Origin of the sequence: Faecalibacterium prausnitzii (genome assembly GCF_003287405.1) — a bacterium.
Classification (GTDB): domain Bacteria; phylum Bacillota; class Clostridia; order Oscillospirales; family Ruminococcaceae; genus Faecalibacterium; species Faecalibacterium intestinale.
Genome location: NZ_PRLD01000006.1, coordinates 124883 through 146627 on the forward strand (window position 1 = coordinate 124883; position 21745 = coordinate 146627).

22 protein-coding genes and 1 tRNA gene are annotated in these 21745 nt (G+C 60.7%); 4 read left to right on the plus strand and 19 right to left on the minus strand.

The annotated features are described in order from the left end of the window. Window positions 1–3 precede the first annotated feature (3 nt). A complete protein-coding gene (locus tag C4N24_RS07775) occupies window positions 4–1536 on the plus strand; it encodes a sensor histidine kinase (protein WP_112090956.1) in 1533 nt (510 codons plus the stop codon). Window positions 1537–1839: 303 nt separating this feature from the next. On the opposite strand, the gene C4N24_RS15350 is transcribed toward C4N24_RS07775, so the two are convergent. From C4N24_RS15350 to ruvC, 19 genes are all read right to left on the minus strand, one after another. Beyond that, window positions 1840–2001, minus strand: a complete 162-nt coding sequence (locus C4N24_RS15350; protein ID WP_005921947.1) for a hypothetical protein — start codon at window positions 1999–2001, stop codon at window positions 1840–1842. Next, window positions 1998–2963, minus strand: a complete 966-nt coding sequence (locus C4N24_RS07780) for a pectinesterase family protein (protein ID WP_112090957.1) — start codon at window positions 2961–2963, stop codon at window positions 1998–2000. Before C4N24_RS07780 ends, C4N24_RS15350 begins: the two co-directional genes overlap by 4 nt. A 93-nt stretch (window positions 2964–3056) precedes the next feature. After that, window positions 3057–5351 carry a serine/threonine-protein phosphatase gene (locus tag C4N24_RS07785; RefSeq protein WP_242983218.1) on the minus strand — a complete coding sequence of 765 codons (2295 nt, stop codon included), beginning with the start codon at window positions 5349–5351 and terminating at the stop codon, window positions 3057–3059. A gap of 183 nt (window positions 5352–5534) precedes the next feature. After that, the gene (locus C4N24_RS07795) at window positions 5535–5813 is read right to left on the minus strand and encodes a DUF4160 domain-containing protein (protein WP_005921956.1); all 279 of its coding nucleotides are present in this window, start codon (window positions 5811–5813) and stop codon (window positions 5535–5537) included. After that, window positions 5797–6069, minus strand: coding sequence for a hypothetical protein (locus C4N24_RS07800; protein WP_112090959.1), 273 nt, complete (start codon window positions 6067–6069; stop codon window positions 5797–5799). The genes C4N24_RS07795 and C4N24_RS07800 overlap by 17 nt, the downstream gene beginning before the upstream one ends. 35 nt (window positions 6070–6104) lie before the next feature. Then, window positions 6105–7574, minus strand: coding sequence for a glutamate--tRNA ligase (gltX, locus tag C4N24_RS07805; RefSeq protein ID WP_015537235.1), 1470 nt, complete (start codon window positions 7572–7574; stop codon window positions 6105–6107). Between the two features lie 158 nt (window positions 7575–7732). Continuing rightward, the gene (locus C4N24_RS07810) at window positions 7733–8176 is read right to left on the minus strand and encodes a DUF6773 family protein (protein WP_112090960.1); all 444 of its coding nucleotides are present in this window, start codon (window positions 8174–8176) and stop codon (window positions 7733–7735) included. 3 nt (window positions 8177–8179) lie between these two features. Beyond that, window positions 8180–8377, minus strand: coding sequence for a helix-turn-helix transcriptional regulator (locus tag C4N24_RS07815; RefSeq protein WP_015537233.1), 198 nt, complete (start codon window positions 8375–8377; stop codon window positions 8180–8182). Window positions 8378–8534: 157 nt separating this feature from the next. Continuing rightward, window positions 8535–10844: an ATP-dependent Clp protease ATP-binding subunit gene (locus C4N24_RS07820; protein ID WP_112090961.1), complete on the minus strand. Its 2310-nt coding sequence runs from the start codon at window positions 10842–10844 to the stop codon at window positions 8535–8537. 21 nt (window positions 10845–10865) lie between these two features. Further along, complete coding sequence (locus C4N24_RS07825) at window positions 10866–11561, minus strand: hypothetical protein (RefSeq protein WP_112090962.1); 696 nt, start codon at window positions 11559–11561, stop codon at window positions 10866–10868. Window positions 11562–11621: 60 nt separating this feature from the next. Continuing rightward, the gene (locus C4N24_RS07830) at window positions 11622–12842 is read right to left on the minus strand and encodes a DUF5711 family protein (protein WP_112090963.1); all 1221 of its coding nucleotides are present in this window, start codon (window positions 12840–12842) and stop codon (window positions 11622–11624) included. Continuing rightward, a complete protein-coding gene (gene truA / locus C4N24_RS07835) occupies window positions 12839–13600 on the minus strand; it encodes a tRNA pseudouridine(38-40) synthase TruA (RefSeq protein ID WP_112090964.1) in 762 nt (253 codons plus the stop codon). The genes C4N24_RS07830 and truA overlap by 4 nt, the downstream gene beginning before the upstream one ends. Before the next feature lie 227 nt (window positions 13601–13827). Beyond that, window positions 13828–14643 (minus strand): energy-coupling factor transporter transmembrane component T family protein, encoded by an 816-nt coding sequence (locus C4N24_RS07840; RefSeq protein WP_112090965.1) that lies wholly within the window; start codon window positions 14641–14643, stop codon window positions 13828–13830. Next, entirely contained in the window at window positions 14643–15557 is a 915-nt protein-coding gene (locus C4N24_RS07845) for an energy-coupling factor transporter ATPase (protein WP_097785299.1), read from the minus strand. The genes C4N24_RS07840 and C4N24_RS07845 overlap by 1 nt, the downstream gene beginning before the upstream one ends. Window positions 15558–15570: 13 nt before the next feature. Further along, on the minus strand, window positions 15571–16410 hold the full coding sequence (locus C4N24_RS07850; protein WP_112090966.1) for an energy-coupling factor transporter ATPase: 840 nt from the start codon (window positions 16408–16410) through the stop codon (window positions 15571–15573). Window positions 16411–16641: 231 nt separating this feature from the next. After that, window positions 16642–17517 carry a class I SAM-dependent methyltransferase gene (locus C4N24_RS07855; protein ID WP_005921982.1) on the minus strand — a complete coding sequence of 292 codons (876 nt, stop codon included), beginning with the start codon at window positions 17515–17517 and terminating at the stop codon, window positions 16642–16644. Between the two features lie 37 nt (window positions 17518–17554). Then, on the minus strand, window positions 17555–18610 hold the full coding sequence (ruvB, locus tag C4N24_RS07860) for a Holliday junction branch migration DNA helicase RuvB (RefSeq protein ID WP_015537225.1): 1056 nt from the start codon (window positions 18608–18610) through the stop codon (window positions 17555–17557). 3 nt (window positions 18611–18613) lie between these two features. Next, window positions 18614–19225 carry a Holliday junction branch migration protein RuvA gene (ruvA, locus tag C4N24_RS07865; protein ID WP_055186644.1) on the minus strand — a complete coding sequence of 204 codons (612 nt, stop codon included), beginning with the start codon at window positions 19223–19225 and terminating at the stop codon, window positions 18614–18616. Between the two features lie 52 nt (window positions 19226–19277). Then, window positions 19278–19790 carry a crossover junction endodeoxyribonuclease RuvC gene (ruvC, locus tag C4N24_RS07870; RefSeq protein ID WP_112090967.1) on the minus strand — a complete coding sequence of 171 codons (513 nt, stop codon included), beginning with the start codon at window positions 19788–19790 and terminating at the stop codon, window positions 19278–19280. 233 nt (window positions 19791–20023) lie between these two features. On the opposite strand from ruvC, the gene C4N24_RS07875 reads away from it, so the two are divergent. From C4N24_RS07875 to C4N24_RS07885, 3 genes are all read left to right on the plus strand, one after another. Continuing rightward, window positions 20024–20099: transfer RNA gene (locus tag C4N24_RS07875), tRNA-Val, on the plus strand. 826 nt (window positions 20100–20925) lie between these two features. Continuing rightward, window positions 20926–21207 (plus strand): type II toxin-antitoxin system prevent-host-death family antitoxin, encoded by a 282-nt coding sequence (locus C4N24_RS07880; RefSeq protein ID WP_112090968.1) that lies wholly within the window; start codon window positions 20926–20928, stop codon window positions 21205–21207. Next, a complete protein-coding gene (locus C4N24_RS07885; RefSeq protein ID WP_112090969.1) occupies window positions 21197–21493 on the plus strand; it encodes a type II toxin-antitoxin system RelE/ParE family toxin in 297 nt (98 codons plus the stop codon). Before C4N24_RS07880 ends, C4N24_RS07885 begins: the two co-directional genes overlap by 11 nt. Window positions 21494–21745: the final 252 nt, after the last annotated feature.

Sequence of the window (21745 nt, forward strand, 5' to 3'; positions counted from 1 at the left end):
TCCATGCGGCAAACCACCAAAGCACGGCATACCCTTGGCATCCGCGGGCAGCTGATGTGGTTTTTGTGCTTCATCTGCCTGTTTCTGCTGGGGCTGTTCTGGCTGCTGTCCACCCAGCTGCTGGAGCCTTTGTACACCAAACACATCGAGACTCAGCTTACCAATCAAGCCGACAGCATCGTAGAGCGGCTGGACGATGCCATTGCCGAGGGCAAAGTGCTGTCCAGCTGGTCCTTCGGGCAGCTTGCGGTCAACAGCGATTTTTTTGATAAGCTCACGCTGGAACTGTACACCAAGGGCACTTTGAACAGCTTCTGCGTGGACATCTCGGACACCACCCTGCACACCATTTATAAGATCGAGAACCAGTCCTTCTGCAACCTGCACGGCACCTATCTTTCGGACTCTGCCAACAACGATAAGATCATTGCCACCGCCCTTGCCATGCGGCGCAAGTGCCGCAGCATGGGCAGCTTTGTGCAGACGCTCAACCCGCCCCGGCTCTCCGGCTCGGCGCAGCTATTGGTAGGGCGCACCACGGCAGACGGCAGCTACACCGTGCTGGTGACCACCAGCCTTGTGCACGTTGCCGAGGCCGGAAAGGTGCTCAGCACCCTGCTGCCGCTGGCGGCGGCGCTCATCTTCGGCTTTGCCATGTCGGCGGCGTGGCTGTTCAGCGAGTGGTTCACAAAGCCGCTGCGCCAGCTTTCCAGCGCGGCGCGGCAGATGGCGCTGGGCAACTACGCCGTGCAGGTGGACAACCGCCGCAACGACGAGCTGGGCGACCTTGCCCGGGACTTTAACCACATGGCCGAGGAGGTGCAGCACGCGGTGCAGATGCAGCGCGATCTGCTGGCCAACGTCTCCCACGACCTGCGCACCCCGCTGACCCTTATCAAAGGCTATGCCGAGACGGTGCGCGACCTGACCGGTGACGACAAGGCGCACCGGGACGAGCAGATGAACATCATCGTGGACGAAGCCGACCGCCTGACCGCGCTGGTGTCCAGCGTGATGGAGCTGAGCAAGGTGACCAGCGGCACTTATAAGTGCGAGCGGGTGCACTTTGACATGGGACAGCTGTGTGATGAGGTAAGCGAGCGCTACGACGCCGTCTGCGCCCAGAACGGCTGGCAATTGCGGCTGGAACTGCCGGAGGAGGAGCTGCCGGTCTACGCCGACCCGGACATGATGCAGCGGGCGCTGCACAATCTGCTGGGCAACGCCATGCACCACATCGGCAAGGACGGCATCTTTATCCTGCGCGCCTTCCGCTGCACCGAGGGCGTGCGGGTAGAGGTAGAGGATCACGGCCCGGGCATTGCCGCCGCCGACCTGCCCTATATCTTTGACCGGTACTACCGCTCCCGCTCGGATGCAGGCAAGCAGGGCACCGGTCTGGGGCTTTCCATCACCAAGGCCATCTTCCAGCAGCACAGCTTCCGCTTCGGCGTACAAAGCACCGTAGGCAAGGGCACCACCTTCTGGTTCGTCATGAGCGATCTGCCCTATGTGGACGATTTTGAGGGTAAGTGAACGCTCCCTTTTACACAAAACAAAAAAGCATCTGCAACCAGCGCTTTCTGAATTTCAGAAAAACAGCGTTTTTGTTGCAGATGCTTTTATTTTGAGCGTGCTCGCCCTCTCAGGCGCTAACGCGCCAGCTCTCCCAAAGGGAGAGCCTTTGGCATAGCGACAAAGTTTCCGGTTGAACCTGAGGCTCTTCCTGTGCGGAAAGCCTTCCCCCAGCCGGGGGAAGGTGGCGCGCAGCGACAAAAGGGGGAGTCTGTCACCGCAGGTGACTGAGAGGGCGAGGCCGCTGACCATGTGCAGCTCTTATTATGTTCCGCTCTCTGCCGTATGGTAGATGCCAAAGGTGTTGTCCGGGGCAGGCATCTCCACCCGGGAGGCGCGGTCGTTCACCGCCCACATCATAGCGCCCATAGCGCCCAGCACCACCAGAATGATGAGCCATTTTACTGCATTGGGTAATTTTTTCATTCCGTTATCCTTTCCGTAGTCTCCATGCGGCACTTCTGCCGGGCAGCGCGCAGCAGCGCAGCGGCTTCAGCAGCCGAAAGCGCCTGTACCCAGCCGGGGCGCTCCCCTGCGCCCGCGCCGGTGCTGCCTGCTTCGGCAAAGCCGGCCAGCGCCGTGTCGGTGCGGTCGTTCCAGCCGGCAAAGCCCTCTGGCGCAATATGCGCCCCAAGGCGGCAGTCCAGCACCGCCGTTTTGCCGGTAGGCCGCCACGGTCTGCCCAGATACACGCTGCCCGCCGGGCAGTCCGAGACAAAATCGCAGTCCCAGAACACAAAGCCCAGCCCATCTGCCGCACCGGAGGGCGCGGTGACCCAGCTGTGCGCAAGGCCATTGTCCACCGTGCGCAGGGTGCAGTGCTCAAACAGGGCGTCCGCCCCGCCAAAGATAAAATCAATGTCCCCGGCGATCTCGCAGGCGTGGTAATACTGTGCGCTTGCCCGGCGGGGTGCCAGCCCGCGCGGGCCCAGAAAGCCGTCCTTCTCCCGCTCTTTCTCCGGCAGAGGGGCGCAAAACAGGGTGTCCTGATTGCCCAGCAGCCGCACGCGGCTGAACGCCGCCCGGGCGCTGTCCACATAGGCTGCGATGGCCTGTCCCGCCTTTGCGCCGGGGCCTGCATCGTTCTCGATGGTCATATCCTCCACCCGCAGCTTTTCGCCGCTGAAAAAGGCGGTGTAGCTGCGGAAGGTGTGGGTAGGACGCCCGTCCGGGTGCGGCAGCTTGCCGCCGTCGTTCCATACCAGCCGGGTGGCATCCATGCCCGCGCCCGTAAGGGTGATATCCTTCTTCTCACAAACCAGCTTTTCCCGGTAAATACCCGGTGCGATGCGGATGACCGCAGGGCAGTCGTAGGGCACCGCCAGCACCGCCTCGGAAATGGTGGTAAACTGTCCGCTGCCGTCGGGTGCAACGTTGATGGTAAACATAAGCCGCCTCCTGCGCCCGGCACTGCCGGGCTGAAAAATATGCTTCCAGTATACCCCTCCTTCCCGTAAATTGCAACGGAAACTCTGCCGCCGTCACCCGCTCTTTTCCAGCCGGAGCACGGCGGCGGTGATATCATCCGGGCGGCCGGTCTTTTGTGCGCGGATGCGGGCGGTCTCCACCAGCGTTTCGGCCAGCTTTTCCGGCGCGTCTCCTGCCGCCGCCGAAAGCTCCACCTGCTTTGCCACCCAGCCCGCGCCGTCCACCAGCAAGCCGTCCGATACCAGCACCGCGTAGTCCCCGGCGGTCAGGTGCACCACCCGGCTCTGTCCGTTCACCCCGCCCAGCACCCCCATGGGCAGAGTGGCTTCGCCCACGGCCCGCACCCGCCCGCCGTGCACCAGAAACCCCGGAGCAGCCCCGGCCTTGAACAGCCGCGCCGTGCCGGTGTATAGGTCCACGCTGATGAGGTCCAGCGTTGCGCCGCTCTCGTCCTCGCTTTTCAGCGCCAGCGCCACGTTCACCAGCCGCGCCGCCAGCTCGGCGGTAAAGCCCGCCTTGAGCAGCCGGGCGGTCAGCTCTGCCGCCAGATTGCCGTCCACCGCCGCCGGGCGTCCGGTGCCCATACCGTCACATAGGATCATCTGCGCCGCCGTAGGGCTGCAGAATTGCTGCACCGCATCCCCGGATACCTCACCCCGGGCGGCAGCGCTTGCCGCGCCGAACACCGCCCGCAGCGCCGGTCTTTCGCTGAACAGCAGGGTGGTCATACCCTTGCAGGAGAGCACCTGCGGCACCTCCAGCGTGCGGCGGCAGATATGCCCCACCTCCCCCGCCAGCGCTGCCAGCTCCTGCGGGGTGAACCGGGTGCGCGGCAGGGTGACGGCGGCATGGGTGCGGCCAAGGTCGTCCAGCGTGACGGCGCACTCCTGCGGCGGCGCACCCAGCCCGGTAAAGAACTCCGCCACCCGGCTGGATTTATAGGGTTCCGGGTCGCCGGGACGCCCCAGCTGCTCGCTGAGCACCCCAAGCGCTTCGGCTACGGCGCTGTACTGCTCGGTCAGGGCGGTGCGCATGGCTTCGGAATGGATGCGCGCTTCCTTGCGGCTGCGGTACAGCGCAAAGCTGCGCCCCGCCGCCGCACACAGCGCCGCCGGGTGGATGCAGCGGGACAATTCCCCGGGCAACTGCGCGGTCTCCACGCTGCCATTCTGTTCCAGCAGCGGACGCAGCGCTTCCATGCCCGCCATGGTGGCAGTGTATTCCTGCTTCCAGCAGGTCTCCCGCCGCCCGCAGTTAAAACAAAGGGTATCATGTACATTATCTATGACCCAGCGGAAACCTTCCCGCCGCCGGGGCAAGCCCTCGTAGACCGCGTTCACCGTCTCCGCCAGTGAGGAAAGGCTCTGCGCCACGGCTTCCAGCCGGGTAGATGCCGCCGCACTGCGGGCGGGCGCGGGGGCGCTCTCTCCGCTCTGTGAGATGTCTGCCGCCGGGGCAAGCCAACCGCCGGGCAGCAGGCAGCCCACCGCCATGCCGCCGCAGGCGCTGAACAGCATCCCAAAGGCATTTCCGGGCGGCTGCACGCAGAGCACCCCGGACACGCACCCGCCCGCGTAGGCGGCAAGGGTCTCCACCCGCCGTCCGGGCGCCAGCACCGCCGCCGCTGCCGTGGCACAGCCCAGCCCCGCTGCCGCCGGGGCAAGGGCAGGGTCTGCGGCGCAGAGGGCTGCGCCCAGCACCGCACTTCCGCTCAGGGCGGCAAACCTCTGTGCCCGGCAGCACAGTGCCAGCTCTGCGGCGGCACACACCAATACCCCGGGCGAAAACCATCCCCACCGCACACTGCCCAGCGCCGCTGCCACGGCTGCGCCCACCAGCAGCGTGCCCATGTCCGGGCGCTCCGGGGCAAATTTGCGCAGCCCAAAGCCGATGCTCACCGCAAGCAATGCGTCCGCCGCGCTGTACAGCAAAAGGTCTGCCCCGCCGCTGCTGCCCAGCGCAAAACACAGCGCCATGCCGGTCAATGTACCGCAGCCCGCCAACGCGGCGGGTACAAACCTTTGCGGCAGCAGCCAGCGTGCTGCCACGGCAGCGCCCAGCGCACACAGCTGACACAGGCTGCGCAGCGAGAGTGCTCCCAGCCCGTGGAGCAGCAGCCCCAGCGCCGCCCCTGCCGCGCAGGGGGCAAAGCAATCCTCTGCCAGCCCAAGGGTCAGCCCCAGCCCAAAGGGCATCAGCGCCCCGTACAGCACCGCCCAGCCGCCGGCAAAGCCGATGCCCACCGCTGCCAGCCGCCGCGCCGCCGGGCGCAGCATCGCCCGTGCCGCCAAGGGCGAAGGCTGCAAACACCGCCCGTCCGAAGATAAAACACCCATCCGCTCTGTCATAAAAATCCCCCGCTTTCCGGCGGGGAGTTTTGTTCTGTTCCCCGCACTGTCTGCATATACTGTAACGCGGGGCAGCGGCGCTTTTTGGCGCGGTGCATAGAACCGTCCCAAACCCGCCCAAAGACGCAAAAAAGCCCTGCGGCCGTCATTTTGCCGCAGGGCTTTGGGGGTATTTTCAACTGTTCAGCAGAAATAGCGGATCTCGCCAAAAAAGGCTGTCCATTTTTCGATCACTTCCCCGCTGCGCGCTTCAATAACTGCCATAATGTTGCGCAGTACCCGGGGCGGGATCTGAGAGTTATTATTGCACAGGTAGCAGCCGCCCGCCTTGGTGATCCAGATCTTGGTGGCGTTGCTGTTGGGTGCCCCCTGTGCAACGTGCACATGGATCGGCTCCAGCGGTTCGTTCTCATTGGCCCAGAAGTAGACCCAGTAGGAGCCAACCTTAAAAACCTGCGGCATTTTCCACGCCTCCTTCTTGGGAGAACTGCAAGATCAGATGCGCGGTGGACTCCACGATCTTCTGATACCGCGCGATCTCCTCCGGCGTGAAGCCGTGCACCTCCTGCCAGTCATAGTCCGGCAGCCAGCACACTGCTGAGTGGAAACAATCTTCTGCATCCGGTTTTTCAAGGTACACCTTCACCCGGCCATCGGGCTTCATCTCGGAATGCACGATCTCGGTATCGTCATCCAATGTCATAAACGGGTACATCATAGGTTCCACCTCCCAGATCACTATACTTATATCGCTCAGCCGTTCAGCTTTGCAATGGCATCCTGCACGCGCTGCAGGGTCTTTTCGCGGCCCATCATGCAGGCAAGGTCGGTGCCGCCGCCGGGGGTGCGCTGCTTGCCGGACAGGGCAATGCCCAGCGGGTAGAGCAGCCAGCCGTTCTTTTTGCCCAGTTCTTCGGCCTTGGCCTTGCAGGCATCGAACACGGCATCGCGGTTTGCAAAATCCAGTGCCTCATCGCTCAGCACCGGCAGCAGGGCTTCCAGTGCTTCCTTGGCCGTTTCCGGGGTGGTCTTTTGCTTTTTGTTGGCGTACAGGCTCACGTCGTACTCCGGCATGGCGTCAAAGAAATCCAGCTGCTCGGGGATCTCGCCCAGCACCTCGCACCGGGGCTGCAGGTTTGCGCACAGCAGCTTTTTGTCGATGGCGCTGTGCACGGCGCTGTCGATCCACGGCTCGGCCTTTTTCTGGAACTCCTCGGGGCTCAGGCGGCGGATATACTCCGCATTGATGGCGCGCAGCTTGAGGGGGTCGAAGATGGCGGGGGACTTGGAGATGCCCTCCGGGGACCAGATCTTGACCAGCTCCGGCAGGGAGAAGATCTCCTGCTCGGCGTACTCGCCGCGGGGGCTCCAGCCCAGCAGGCAGATATAGTTCAGCACAGCTTCGGTCAAGTAGCCCTTAGCCACCAGATCCTGATAGCTTGCATCGCCGTTGCGCTTGGACAGCTTGTTCTGCGCGTCCTTCATCACCGGCGGGCAGTGGATATAGGTGGGGATGTCCCAGCCAAAGGCCTGATACAGCAGGTTATACTTGGGGGTGGAGGACAGGTACTCGCTACCGCGGATGACGTGGGTAATGCCCATCAGGTGGTCATCCACCACGTTAGCAAAGTTATAGGTGGGCATTCCATCGGTCTTGATGAGGATCTGGTCGTCCATCTCGCTGTTGTTCACCTCGATGTGGCCGTACACCACATCGTCAAAGCCGGTCACGCCCTCGCGGGGGATCTTCTGGCGGATGACGTAAGGCTCGCCTGCGGCAAGGCGCTTTTCCACTTCCTCCTTGGGCAGCTCGCGGCAGCAGCCGTCGTAGTGGGTCATCTCACCGGCAGCGCGCTGCTCGGCGTGCAGAGCTTCCAGCCGCTCCTCGGTGCAGAAGCAGTAATAGGCCTTGCCCTCTGCCACCAGCTGCTCGGCATACTGCTTGAACATCCCCATGCGCTCGCTCTGCACATAGGGGCCCACGGGGCCGCCGATATCCGGGCCCTCGTCCCACAAAAGGCCGGTCTCCCGCAGGGTGTTGTAGATGACATCCACAGCGCCCTCCACATAGCGGCCCTGATCGGTGTCCTCGATGCGCAGGATGAAGGTGCCATCCTCGTGCTTGGCCATCAGGTAGGTGTACAGGGCAGTACGCAGGTTGCCAACGTGCATATAACCCGTGGGCGAGGGTGCAAAACGGGTGCGGACTTTATTGCTCGGCATAGAAAAACGCTCCTTTATTCTCATGCAAAAAATTTGCGGATAGCTATGTTTTATTGTACTTATTCTGCGCAGTTTTGTCAATGCGGGATAATATCATACACCCATGCAAAAAGGGGCTGCTGCATCAAATGCTGTGCAGCAGCCCCTTTTGCGTAATATTATTCTCCGTCCTTCGGGTCATCCAGATGCTCGCGCCGTTTGCGTACCAGAGCGACGCACAGTTGCAGCAATGCAAAGCACAGGATGCCGGCAAAAACACCGGCAAAAGCGGCACCGACCCAGTATCCACTGGAAAACCCGCTGATCAGCGTAACCGCCACCGCAGCCACCAGAGAATACACAGCATTGGCCAGGGGCGTATCCGAAAAGTGGCGTTCCCACAGACCATTGCGCAGACACGCGACAACCATATAAATGCAGCCGATCATGAATACGACCCACTCTCCGGCGGCCTTGTCCGCAGCCCCGAACACCGTCTGCACGATCCACGCCGCCAGAAGGCTGTACCACAGCAGCCAGAAGCCATGGCTTTCAATTTTGCGCATGGTCTGCTCCTGCATCTCGTCCAACTGGTTTTTCTTGCTGTATAGTGAAAATTTCATAACTCATTCCTCCCAGAACAGTTCATCCAATGTCTTATCCAGAATTTTACAGATACTGCGGCAAAGGTTGATGGTGGGGTTGTACTCCCCTTTTTCAATGGCGTTGATAGTCTGGCGCGAAACGCCTGCCGCTTCGGCAAGCGCGCCTTGCGTCATATCCTTTTCCGCACGGGCGGCCTTTAATTTCAGGTTCTTCGGCATTGATACGCTCCTTTCCTGCCGGGTCGGCATTTGTTTTATCCTCTGGACATATAGTAGCATTTACCATTCTAAATGTCAAGTATATATTACAAAAAGTTTTTGCACGCAGACAAAAAGCACCCCGGCTGTTTTCAGCCGGGGTGCTTTGCGGTTATGATTATTTCAGCACGACTTCGCCGTTTTCATCGGCATCCACCACAAGGGTGCCGCCGGATGCCAGCGTGCCGTCGATCAGGCGCTCGGCGGCGGGGTCCTCTACCGCCTTGCGGATGGTGCGGCGCAGATCGCGTGCGCCGAAGCGCCCGCCCTGACTCTTTTGCACCAGCGCCTTGAGCGCTGCCGGGGTGTAGCTGTAAGCGATGCCCTTGGCTTCCATGCCGGGCTTGTACTCGTCCAGCATCAGGGCGGCGATGCCCTGCAAGGTCTCCTCGGTCAGGGGCTTGAAGGCGATCACTTCATCCACGCGGCCAAGGAACTCCGGGCGCAGGAACTGCGCCAGCGCCTTGCGGGTCTTTTCCTCGCTGCGCTGGGCGTCGCTCTTGTTAAAGCCAAGGCTGCCCGCGCTCTGGTCGCTGCTGCCGGCATTGGAGGTCATGCAGATGACCGTGTTGGAAAAATCCACCGTGCGTCCCTGCGCATCGTTGATCTTGCCCTCGTCCAGAATCTGCAGCAGAATGTTCATCACGTCCGGGTGTGCCTTTTCGATCTCGTCAAACAGCACCACGCTGTACGGGCGGCGGCGCACCTTCTCGGTGAGCTGACCGGCTTCCTCGTAGCCCACATAGCCCGGAGGAGAACCGATCATGCGGGACACCGCGTATTTTTCCATGTACTCGCTCATGTCCAGACGAATGAGCGGGTCGGGACCGTCGAACAACTGTTCTGCCAGCTGCTTGACCAGCTCGGTCTTGCCCACGCCGGTGGGGCCCACAAAGATGAAGCTTGCGGGACGGCGGCGGCCGGAAAGGTCGGCGCGGCTGCGCTTGATGGCCTGCGCCACCAGATGCACGGCTTCGTCCTGACCGATGACCTTCTGCTTGAGGGCATTTTCCAGCCCTGCCAGCTTGACGAACTCGGTCTCACGGATCTTTACCGCCGGGATGCCCGTCCACAGCTCGATGACCTTTGCCACATCGTCCATGGTCACCTGAATTTCGCTGGCAGCGGCCTGCTTTGCAGGCAGCTCGGATTCCAGCTTGGCGATGCGGGTCTTGCGCTCGGCTACCCGCTCGTAGTCGATGGCTTCGTTCACATCCGCGCTCTCCATCTCGGCTTCTTCCTGCTTCAGGGCGTCCAGCTCCTTCTGCATCCCCAGATACTCGGAGATGACCGGGTGCGCCAGATTGCAGCAGGCGCAGGCTTCGTCCAGCAGGTCGATGGCCTTATCCGGCAAAAAGCGGTCGGTGATGTACCGCTCGCTCAGGGTGACCACCGCCGAAAGCACCTCGGCGGGCACCTGCACATGATGGTGCTGCTCGTAATAGCGCTTGATGCCGTTCATCACGGCAAGGGTGTCCGCCACGCTGGGCTCCTCCACCCGCACGGGCTGGAAACGGCGTTCCAATGCCTGATCTTTTTCAATGTACTTGCGGTACTCGGTAAAGGTGGTGGCGCCGATGACCTGAATTTCTCCACGGGAGAGGGCGGGTTTTAAGATGTTGCCCGCGTTCATAGCACCCTCGCTCTCACCGGCAGAGGTGATGGTGTGGATCTCGTCAATGAACAGGATGACGTTGCCCGCGGCCTTTACCTCGCTCAGCAAGCCCTTGACCCGCTGCTCGAACTGACCACGGAACTGGGTGCCCGCCACAAGGCTGGTGAGGTCGAGCAGAAAAATTTCCTTATCCCGCAGGCCGATGGGCACCTGTCCCTTGGCAATGCGCTCGGCAATACCCTCGGCGATGGCGGTCTTGCCCACACCGGCTTCACCGATAAGGCAGGGGTTATTCTTCTGACGGCGGCTCAAAATCTGGATGGTGCGGTAAATTTCGCGGTCGCGGCCGATGATATCATCCAGCTTGCCCTCCCGCGCCTTGCGGGTCAGGTTTTCGCAGTAGGTATCCAAAAACTTGCGCTTGGGCGGCTTTTTGCCGTTTTTGCGGTCGGCCTTTTTGTCGCCGTCCTGCTTTTCCGTGCCGGTAAAGCCCAGCGGGAAGGTGGCATTGCTGCCGGGTACAAGATCTTCGTCCATGTTCTCCGCATCGGCATCCTCGCCGCTGCCGGACATATTCATCAGCATGGAAAGGGGGTTGGAATCGCCCAGCTCCTCCATCATGCTCTCCATGCGGTTTTCCATGTTATCCAGATCCTGTTCCGACATCCCGAATTGTTTCATCAGATCGTCCACGGGCTTGATGTGCAGTTCCCGGGCACAGTGCAGACAGTACCCCTCCTGCTTCATCTGACCATTCTCCATCCGCTGGATAAAGATGATCGCCGGACGCTTCTGGCATCGAATACAGACCATAGTTCCTCCTTGTCACCCCTGTTACAAAAAGGGGTTGAACATATTAAACGCTTTATAGTAAAGACTGCTGCGCATCACAGTGTCGTTGAGCACATTTAAATTGCCGCCGGTGATGACCACAAGACCCCACACCACGCACAGCACGAGGTATAGGTCCAGCATTGCGGTCATGCCGCCGGTCAGCCAGCCCAGACCCCGGTTGACGGTGCCGATGACCGGCAGCTTGTTCACCAGCCCCAGCACGGTGACCAGCATACTGACCAGCAGCCGCAGCACCGCGTAGAACACAAAGAACAGCACCAGCATGATCACCGGGGTGAGCAGCGGCTGCAATACTTTTTCCACGATGGTATCGGCAAGCACCACGGCGTTGTCTGCCAGCACGGCGTTGATGCTGCGCTCGCAGGCTGCCACGATGGAGGCGCGGAAGCTTTCCGGCAGAAAGCCCGCGTACTGCTGGGCAATGCCAGAAAGGTTCACCACCCCGTCCTCCGAAAGGTGGGCGGCGATCTGGGTGCGGAAGCCCCCGGCCAGCAGATTTTCGAACACCCAGCCCGCACAGGCGGCAGAACACTGCCGTGCGCCCAGCAGGCTGATGAGGTTGCCGGACAGCTGCACGATGCTGGCAAGAAAGCCCTTGCGGGCATAGCGTACCATCAGCACCAGCCAGACCACCGTACATAGGATATCAAAAAGAAATGACGGATTCTTGAACATACCTTGTTTTCCCTGTTATAAAGATCACTTTCCCCGCAAAAATACTGGTTTTTCCCCCGGTCACCGGGCGCTGGAAGCCGTTTGCTCCGGCGGAGCGATCTGCTGCACCGTGTTGCCGCACAGCACCAGCAGCTGCTTGCCCGCGATGAGTGCCTGCGGACGGACGGAAAGCGTCTGTCCCCACTGGTACACCCCGTCTGCGGTAAAGCATTCCACGCCGCTGTCGGTAAGCAGATAAAAGTTTTGACCCCGGCGCAGGATCTGGTTTGCCGCAGGCACATTGCCGCTGTACTGCACGTTCAGGTCTTTATCCAGCAGTACGGCGGTGCACACCTGTCCGTTTTCCAGCAGCAGGGCGGCGTTTGCACCGTCCTGCGAAACGCTGACAAGACTGCCGCCGCCAAGGTCGAAGCGTCCCCGCTCGCCGCCGTCCGCACCGTACACCACGGCGCAGTTCTCGTACACAGCCAGTACGGTGTCGTTGTTCAGCCAGCCCAGCCATTGGGGCACGCTGTCCCCGCTGCTCAGCTGCACCGGGTCGCCCTGCGCAAGGCTGAGCACAAAGAGGTTTGCCTGTAACTGTCCGGCGCTGGAGGTGACCGCCGCCACCGCCAGACGGCGGCTGTCGGCGGCAAAAGCCATCCGCACCGGGGTGCCCTGCGTGCCGGTCATATCCCAGTGCAGCTGTTCGCTCATGGTGGGGGTATACACGGTCAGCCGGGCGGTGCTGTCGGCGGAATCGGTAGCCACTGCCAGCGTGCCGGTGTCCGACATGGCACACAGATAGATGCTGTTTTCCAGCGTTTTGCTGTACAGGTTCTGGGTGCGGCTTTCCACCCGCAGCTCGTTGCCGGAGCGGTTGTACAGCACAAAGCGGGTCTTGCCCGCAGCCAGCGCCGGGCGGGCGTAGCCGCTCTGGATGCCGGCAAGGCGGGTGCCGCCCAAGCTGTACACCACACAGGCATCCTCGTCCATGGCTGCAAAGCTGCCGGACATGGGCTGCACTGCCGTTAAATCACCAAGGCCGGTCTGCTGCGGCCAGCCCACCGCCGGGGACAGGGCGATGTGCACCGTATCCACCATATCCTTTACCCGGGCGATGGATGCACCCACCGCGCCGGTGGCAAACAGAGTGACCAGTATCAGCGCCGCCAGAAGAATGGCGGTGCGGCGTAAACGGCGGCGGCGCACCCGCTGGCGCGCTGCTTCCAGATATTCCACACGCCCGGCAGAAAGCGGTTCTCCGTCCGGGCTGCTGCCGCCGCGATGAAGCTTTTTCATGGCTGCTCCTCCTTTTCCGGGTAATCCACGCACTTTAAAAACAAGCCCTTTGCGGGCAGGGTGGGGCCCGCCCGGCTGCGGTCCCGGCTTGCCAGAATGGCGGGGATGTCCTCAGCGCGCAGCCGCCCCGCGCCCACCTCGCACAAAGTACCCGCCAGAATGCGCACCATGTTGTATAGGTAACCGTCGGCAGTCACCTCAATGTCCACCTCGTCCCCGCGCCGGGTGACATGGCAGTCTGTGATGGTGCGCACGGTGTCCCCGTGGGCGGCAGCAGAACTGCCCGCCGCGCACAGCGCCAGAAAATCGTGGGTTCCCACGAACTGCTGCGCCGCCGCCTGCATAGCAGCTTCGTCCAGCCGCCGGGGCACCCGGGTGTAGTAGGCAGCGTCAAAGGGCGAGTCGATGGGGTGGTTATGGATGCGGTACAGGTAGGTCTTGGTATGGGCGGCGTACCGGGCGTGGAAGTCCTCCGGCACAGTCTGCGCCGCCAGCACCCGGATATCCGGCGGCAGATGCTGGTTGAGCGCCAGCGGCAGTTTTTGTGGCGGGATGCGGGTGTCGGCGTGAAAATTCAGCCGGAAGCCCAGCGCGTGCACCCCGGCATCGGTGCGGCTGCAGCCCTTGATATCGGGCCGTGAGCCCAGCACCGCTTCCAGTGCATCCTGAAAGGTGGCTGCCACGCTGCGCCCGTTGGGCTGCACCTGAAAGCCGCAGTAATTTGTGCCGTCGTAGGCAAGGGTAAGTAAAAAGTTCATAGTTCTGATTTAAAATGGCCTCCGCTTCGCCGTGGCCATATTCAGCGGAAAAACGTTTTTTATTTCGTGTCTGTCGCGGTCTGCGGACCGCGACAGACACACTTTCACCGGAGGGGCCGCAGCGGAAAGCGGCATTTTCTCTCATCAGAAAAGTTCCGTACCAAAAGCTCCCCCTTTCGGGGGAGCTGGCAATGCCGCAAGGCATTGCCTGAGAGGGTTCTCCTCTTTTAATAATTCGGGAACACCAGCCGGGAGGCAAGGATGACGGCAAAGCAGGCGATGCAGACCGCAAGGTCGATGTAGTCCTGTTTTTCGCAGCGCAGCACCTTCAGGCGGGTGCGGCCTGTGCCGCCGCGGTAGCAGCGGCACTCCATGGCCATGGCCAGCTCGTCTGCGCGGCGGAATGCCGAGATGAACAGCGGGATGAGCACCGGCACCAGCGCCTTGACCCGGTCGGTCATTTTGCCGGTGTCCAGCTGCGCGCCGCGCGCCTTCTGCGCGTTCATGATCTTATCCGTCTCCTCGATGAGGGTGGGGATAAAGCGCAGGGCGATGCTCATCATCATGGCAAGTTCGTGCACCGGGAAGTGCAGCTTGCCCAAGGGCTTGAGCAGCTGCTCAATGGCATCGGTCAGCACGATGGGGCTGGTGGTGTAGGTGAGCAGGCTGGTACCCGCAATGAGCGCCATCACGCGCACCGCCATCAGCACTGCGTAGCGCACGCCCTCGGCGTAGATGGTCAAGAACCAGAAATGCACCAGCGGGTCGCCCTCGCCGGAGACAAAGAACAGGTTCAGCACCGCCGTGAACAGCACGATGGGCAGAATGGGCTTCAGGCTTTTGCCGATCATCTTGACCGGGATTTTTGCCACCTTGTACATGACCCCCAAAAAGAGGATGGACAAAGTAAGCCCCAAGGGGTTGGAGGCTGCAAACAGCAGCACGATATAAGCGACCGTCAGCACAAGCTTCAGTCTGGGGTCGAACCGGTGCACCAGACTGTTGCCCGGGAAGTGCTGACCGATGGTGATATCTCGCAGCATCAGACAGCACCCCCTTTCCGGGCAGTGCTGCGGGGCAGCACAAGGCTTTCCCCGGCATCGCGGCGGCGCTTGGCTTCCAGCAGGGTCTTGACCGCGTAGGGGATGGTGTACACGTCCGCAGGGACGTCCACCCCCATCTCCCGCAGCTTGAGGAAAATTTTCGTCACCTGCGGCACCGACAGCCCCAGTTCCAGCAGCTCCGGGGCGCGGGCAAAGACCTTTTCCACCGTGTCATACATGGCAATTTTCTTGTTGCTCATCACCAGCACGCGGTTGGCGTACTTGGCAATATCCTCCATGCTGTGGGACACCAGCAGCACGGTGGTGCCGGTCTTTTTGTGGTACTCCTTCACCTCGGAAAGGATATCGTCCCGTCCCTCCGGGTCAAGGCCGGCGGCGGGCTCGTCCAGCACAAGGATGCGGGGCTTCATGGCCATGACGCCAGCCACCGCCACCCGGCGCTTCTGACCGCCGGACAGCTCAAAGGGGCTGCGCTCCAAAAGCGCCGGGTCCAAGCCTACAAAGTCTGCGGCTTCGTGGACGCGGCGATCTACCTCGGCTTCGTCCAAGCCCATGTTCTTGGGGCCAAAGGCGATGTCCTTGTAGCAGGTCTCCTCAAACAGCTGGTATTCCGGGTACTGGAACACAAGGCCGGTGAGGAAGCGGAAATCCCGGATCTTTTCCGGGTCTGCCCACAAGTCGCGGCCGTCAATGTAAATTTTGCCGCTGGTGGGCTTGTTCAGGCCGTTCATGTGGGTGATGAGGGTGCTTTTGCCGGAGCCGGTCGCCCCGATGATGCCCACAAAATCGCCCTCTTCTACGGTAAAGCTCACGTCGTCCAGCGCGGTCACTGCGGTGGGCAGGCCGGGGTTATAGACGTAGCTCAGATGTTCTACCTTAATGATATCTGCCATTTCGTCCGCCCCCTTACTGCAGCAGCTCATACAGCGCCTGTGCACAGGCACCGGTGTCGATGATGCCTTCCGGCATCGGGATACCGGCCTTCACCAGCTCGTCCCGCAGCTCAGCGGCCTGCGGCACGTCCAGATGCAGACTGCGCACCTTCTCGGTCTGGCTGAACACCTCTTTCGGGGTGCCCTCCATCACCACATGACCCTTGCTCATCACCAGCACACGGTCGGCCTGTGCGGCTTCTTCCATATAGTGGGTGATGGACACCACCGTGATGCCCATGTTCCTGTTCAGGTAGTGGATGGTCTGCATCACCTGCTCGCGGCCGCGCGGGTCCAGCATGGCGGTGGCTTCGTCCAGGATCAGGCAGTCCGGGCGCATGGCAACCACACCGGCGATGGCCACGCGCTGCTTCTGGCCGCCGGAAAGGTTGTGGGGTGCGCGCTCACGGTATTCGTAGATGCCGGCCATCTTCATGGAGTCGTCCACCCGGCGGCGCATCTCGTCCTGCGGCACGCCGAGGTTTTCCAGCGCAAAGGCCACGTCCTCTTCCACCACGGTGGCAACGATCTGGTTGTCCGGGTTCTGGAACACCATGCCCACGGTCTGGCGGATATCGTAGAGTTTGTCCTCGTCTGCGGTATCCATGCCCTCCACATACACCTTGCCGCTCTCGGGCAGCAGAATGGCGTTGAAGTGCTTCGCCAGCGTGGATTTACCACAGCCGTTTGCACCCAGCACCGCCACGAACTCCCCGCGCTTTACCTGCGCAGATACGCCGTCCAGCGCATAGACCGGCTGCTCGGCATCGTAGCGGAACTTCAAATTTTCAGCAGTTAAAATCGTATCACTCATGCTTTGTTTCTCTTTCTGGTGGTGCGCCCCTCCGAAAGGGGCTGTACCCCATTCTATTGAAATTGCTTGCTTATTTTTAACGTCCTCGCCCTCTCAGTCAAATCTTTACAGATTTGCCAGCTCCCCCAAAGGGGGAGCCTCTGGCGAAGAGGATAAGTTTTCGGTTTTGCCAAAGGCTCCCTCCCCGAGGGAGCTGGCACGGCGACAGCCGTGACTGAGGGAGTTCTTTCCTTATTCTTCCCAAATGGCGGTGGCGCCGCAGGGCACCACGCCGCCGGTGGCGGACACCGGCAGTCCGATCTCGTCGCAGCTGGTTTTGCCGCCAAAGCGGGGCACCAGCGTGGTCTTGAGCATATACTCCATGACTGCCGGAGACAGGCCGGTGGTGTAGCTGTTGACCGCAAAGAACAGCGGGGTATCGCTGAGCACCTCTTCGCACTGGCTGATGAGGTCGTAGATGCAGTCCTCCAGCTTCCAGATCTCGCCGCCGGGGCCGCGCCCGTAGCTGGGCGGGTCCATGATGATGCCGTCGTAGGTGTTGCCGCGGCGCTTTTCCCGCGCCACGAACTTGGCGCAGTCGTCCACCAGCCAGCGGATGGGCTTATCGGTCAGGCCGCTTGCCACGGCGTTGTCCTTGCCCCATGCCACGATGCCCTTGGAAGCATCCACATGGCAGACGGTAGCACCGGCAGCGGCACAGGCCAGCGTAGCGCCGCCGGTGTAGCCAAACAGGTTCAGCACCTTTACCGGGCGGTTCGCGGCGCGGATCTTCTGCTGGTACCAAGCCCAGTTGACCGCCTGTTCCGGGAACACGCCGGTGTGCTTGAAGCCGGTGGGGCTGACGATGAGGGTGAGCTTATCCTCTCCCTCGCCGCAGCTGATCTTCCACTTTTCCGGCAGACGGCGGCGGTACTCCCACTCGCCGCCGCCCTGATTGGAGCGGTGGTAGATGGCATCTGCCTTTGCCCACAGGGGGCTCTGCTTGGGGGTCTTCCACACCACCTGCGGGTCGGGGCGGATGAGCAAAGTCTCTCCCCAGCGTTCCAGCCGGTTGCCGTCGGTGGCATCCAGCAGCTCATAGTCTTTCCAAGTATCTGCAGGGCGCATAGCGTCCTCCTTCCGTTTAATTCCTTTATATGATAGATCAGAACAGGCTCTGCTGGCCGTTTTCCTCGGCGCTGCCGGTCTCCGGGGCTTTCATGCCCAGATGCTCGTAGGCAAGGCGGGTGGCGCAGCGTCCGCGGGGGGTGCGGGTCAAAAAGCCCATCTGCATCAGATACGGCTCGCACAGATCCTCCAGCGTGACCGCCTCCTCGCCCAGCGCGGCGGCCAGCGTTTCCAGACCTACCGGGCCGCCGTTGTACATCTCAATGATGGCGCGCAGCAGGCTGCGGTCCAGCTCATCCAGACCCAGCGCGTCCACGTCCATCCGCTTCAGACCCAGCAGCGCCACATCCCGATCGATGATGCCGTCGCCCAGCACGGTGGCGAAGTCGCGGATGCGCTTCAAAAAGCGGTTCGCCACGCGGGGCGTGCCACGGCTGCACTTTGCCAGCTCATAAGCGCCTTCCGGGGTGATGGGCTGATCCAGAATGCCCGCCGACCGCATGATGATGCGGGAAAGCTCGTCCGGGCTGTACAGTTCCAGCTTAAGCAGCACGCCGAAGCGGTCGCGCAGCGGGCCGGTGATCTGTCCGGCGCGGGTGGTAGCGCCCACCAGCGTGAACCGGGGCAGATTGATGCGGATGCTCTGGGCGCTGGGGCCCTTGCCGATCATGATATCCAGCGCGTAGTCCTCCAGCGCGGGATACAGCACCTCCTCCACCTGCCGGGACAGGCGGTGGATCTCGTCGATGAACAGCACATCGCCCTCCTGCAGGTTGGTCAGCAGGGCGGCAAGGTCGCCGGGCTTTTCAATAGCCGGGCCACTGGTGATGCGGATCTGCACCCCCATCTCGTTGGCAATAATGCCCGCCAGCGTAGTCTTGCCCAGACCCGGCGGGCCGTACAGCAGAATGTGATCCACCGGCTCGCCCCGGCGCTTGGCGGCTTCCAGATAAATTTTAAGGTTCTGCTTGGCCTTTTCCTGCCCGATGTAGTCCTCCAGATGCTGCGGGCGGAGGTTATTTTCCTCATTGTCCGCCGGGGTCATGACGGGCTGCATCATTTTTGCGCCGTACAGCGCGGTATCGTCCTGCATTGCTTACCTCCTGCCTGCCATGCTGCGCAAGGCCAGCTTGATGATCTCTTCCACCGGCAGCGTGGCGTCGATCTTTGCGATGGCCAGCGCCGCCTCGCTCTGGCTGTAGCCCAGCGACACCAGCGCCGCAATGGCCTGTGCACTGCTTTGGGTGGCGGGCGTGTCGGCGGCAGAGCCCGCCACATCCTCCAGCGAGATGCCGTCCACAAAGCCCTTGGCCACCTTATCCTTCAGTTCCAGCACGATGCGCTGCGCCAGCTTCGGGCCCACGCCAGAGGCGGCCTTAAAGGCCTTGTGGTCCCCCGCCGAGATGGCCAGCGCCACCCGCTGCGGCTCCATGACGCTGAGGATGGCCAGCCCCACCTTGGGACCCACGCCGGACACGGCGGTCAGCATCTCAAAGCAGGCCTGCTGCTCCTCGGTGGCAAAGCCGTACAGGCTTACATCGTTCTCGGTCACGCTCATCACGGTGTACAGGGTGGTTTCCTGCCCCACACCGGGCAGCGCCCCCGCCACGCTGGCCGGGCACTGGGTATAGTAGCCCACGCCGCCGCAGCTGAGCACCACGGCGTTCAGGCTTTTTTTCACGATTTTTCCAGTCAGACAGTAGATCATAGAATCCTCTCAGTCAAGACCCGCCGCCCCGCAGGGCGGCTGTGGTATGCGGTCAGATGGGGCCCGCCACCCGGCGGGTGTAGCGGTTGAGCTGGTTGCCGTTGGTGTGGCAGAAGGTAATGGCCATGGCCAGCGCATCGGCGGTATCGTCCGGTTTTGGCACGACGGGCAGATGCAGCAGCACCCGGGTCATCTCCTGCACCTGCTTTTTCACGGCCTTGCCGTAGCCGGTGACCGCCTGCTTGACCTGCATGGGGGTGTACTCGTAGATGGGCAGCCCCGCCTGCGCTGCCGCCAGCAGAATGACCCCGCGCGCCTCGGCCACGCCGATGACGGTGGTCTGGTTGTGCTGGTAGAACAGTTTTTCGATGGCCAGCACCTCGGGCTTTGTGCGCTCGATGACCTCTTTGATGCCGGTATACACCTCATCCAGCCGCCGCTCAAACGGCACGCCTGCATCCGTGCACACCGCGCCGAAATCCACCGGCGCAAAGCGGTTGCCCGCATACTCCACCACGCCCCAGCCCACGATGGCGTAACCGGGGTCGATGCCCAAAACTCTCATGCTGCATTCCCTTTCCGACACTACTCCTATTATAGTTTTCTATTATAGCACAACGTCTGGTTGGGGGCAACAAGAAAGCTGTCGCCCGCTGCCCCAAAACCCGCGCTGCACCGCACAGAAGCCGGATTTCGGGGTGCTTTTTCAAAAAAGTTTTACAATTTTTGAAAAAAGGTCTTGCTTTTTGGCATCGGATATGGTATTATAATTTAGCTGATTTCGGCAAAACAGAATATGGACGGTTAGCTCAGCTGGTAGAGCATCTGCTTGACGTGCAGGAGGTCACAGGTTCGAGTCCTGTACCGTCCACCATACAGTTCGTACTCGAACCCGATTCTCTATGAGAAAGGGTTCGGGTACGTTTTTTGTTTATCGGAGGTTCTGCGGAGGGACTACTCGGAACGGTAAACGAGCAAAGGCAGGGTATCACTATGATAGTGGTATCCTGCCTTTTGCTTTGAGGAATCAAGTTCGCTTTGTGCGAACTTGGTCGTCCCCCTATATGGCGCGTTTGGGGGTAGTCGCTGCATACGTGCGTACCGGGGAGAGCCTGTACACCTCTGGCAAGGTGTAACACACTAGACTTTGTGCCAAAGTCTGTGTGCTAAGGGGTCAAGCCCCTTAGAATCCCTGCGGAGCGTGTACGCACGTACGCAGGAAAATGGCAAAATTTCACTATATCGGGGGTGTTCTTTCATTGGAGAGTATGGTATACTCGGCTTAGTTCAACAAATAAGAATTTGAGGAGGAAAAGTAGATGAGAAAATTATTACCAATTTTGCAAATCATAGATTTGGTTTTGTTGTTATTGAGTCTGTATTTTCATAACGATATGCTTTTAATCGTCGCAGCAGTAGTTATAGCTGTTTGCGTTGTTCTTACTTTTAGCAATATGAAAAACAAACGATAACCTCCAGTTTGCTGTACTCGTTTCCAGCAGGGTCTGGGGCAGGCACGCCCCAACAAGAACACTTCAAAACGCGGGAGCGTTGCAGAAGTGCAGTCCCGGAAGGGCACAACATTTTCAAGAATTGAAAATTTGTGGCCATGGGACGATTCTTGCTCTCACCGTCAGAATTATCCGTCTTGCGCCCGTAGTCATTTTGTGATACAATAATTCTGACAGGAGGTGTCTCGTATGATGCAGACATTCGTTCGCCCTTCCCGGGATCTGCGCAACCATTACGCCGAAATTTCGGAGATACTCAAAGATCATGACCATGTGATCATCACGAATCATGGCCGTGGAGAATCCGTACTCATCAACATTGAGGACTACACCAAGTACGAGGAGTTTTTGCACCAGCGATATGTTGCCGAGGCACTTGCCAAGGCAAAACAGCAGGCGGCTGACCCTGACACGCAATGGGCGGACCACGAAAGCGTATGGGAGACGCTGAGCAAGCAGTATGACGTATAAAATTAAATATCTGCCCCTTGCGGTGCAGGACTTGAACGATATCGCCCGGTATCTGTCTGGCTTTTACCCTAAAACAGCCAGCCGTGTACTGAAAGAACTTCGGGAGAAGATCACAAAATTAGGCGATACCCCGAAAATGTGCGAGGTCTACCGCCTTGACCCGGCTTATCGTAGGTTGGTCGTTGACCAGTATCTGGTGTTCTATCGCGTCAACGATGAAAACAAGATTGTGGAGATTCACCGTGTGCTGCGAGGTGCTTGGAATCTGCCGCAGTATCTGGAATAAATTCAGGTTCGACTACCGTTAATAATGCTCCACCAAAACAAAAGTCCCTGACTTCGGTCAGGGGCTTTTTTGTTGCGTCATCCACTAACCTGCGTCAGAGCAGGACGGTACAGGGCTCGAACAGCACGGCCGCGCCGCAGGCGGGGCAATCAAAGCCCTAGCAGGGCTTTGATTAGTGCGCGGTTCCCAACGCGTAGGAATGTCTACCAAGAAAGATGCCGCCAGACCATTCGGTCTGGGGATTTTTTTGTG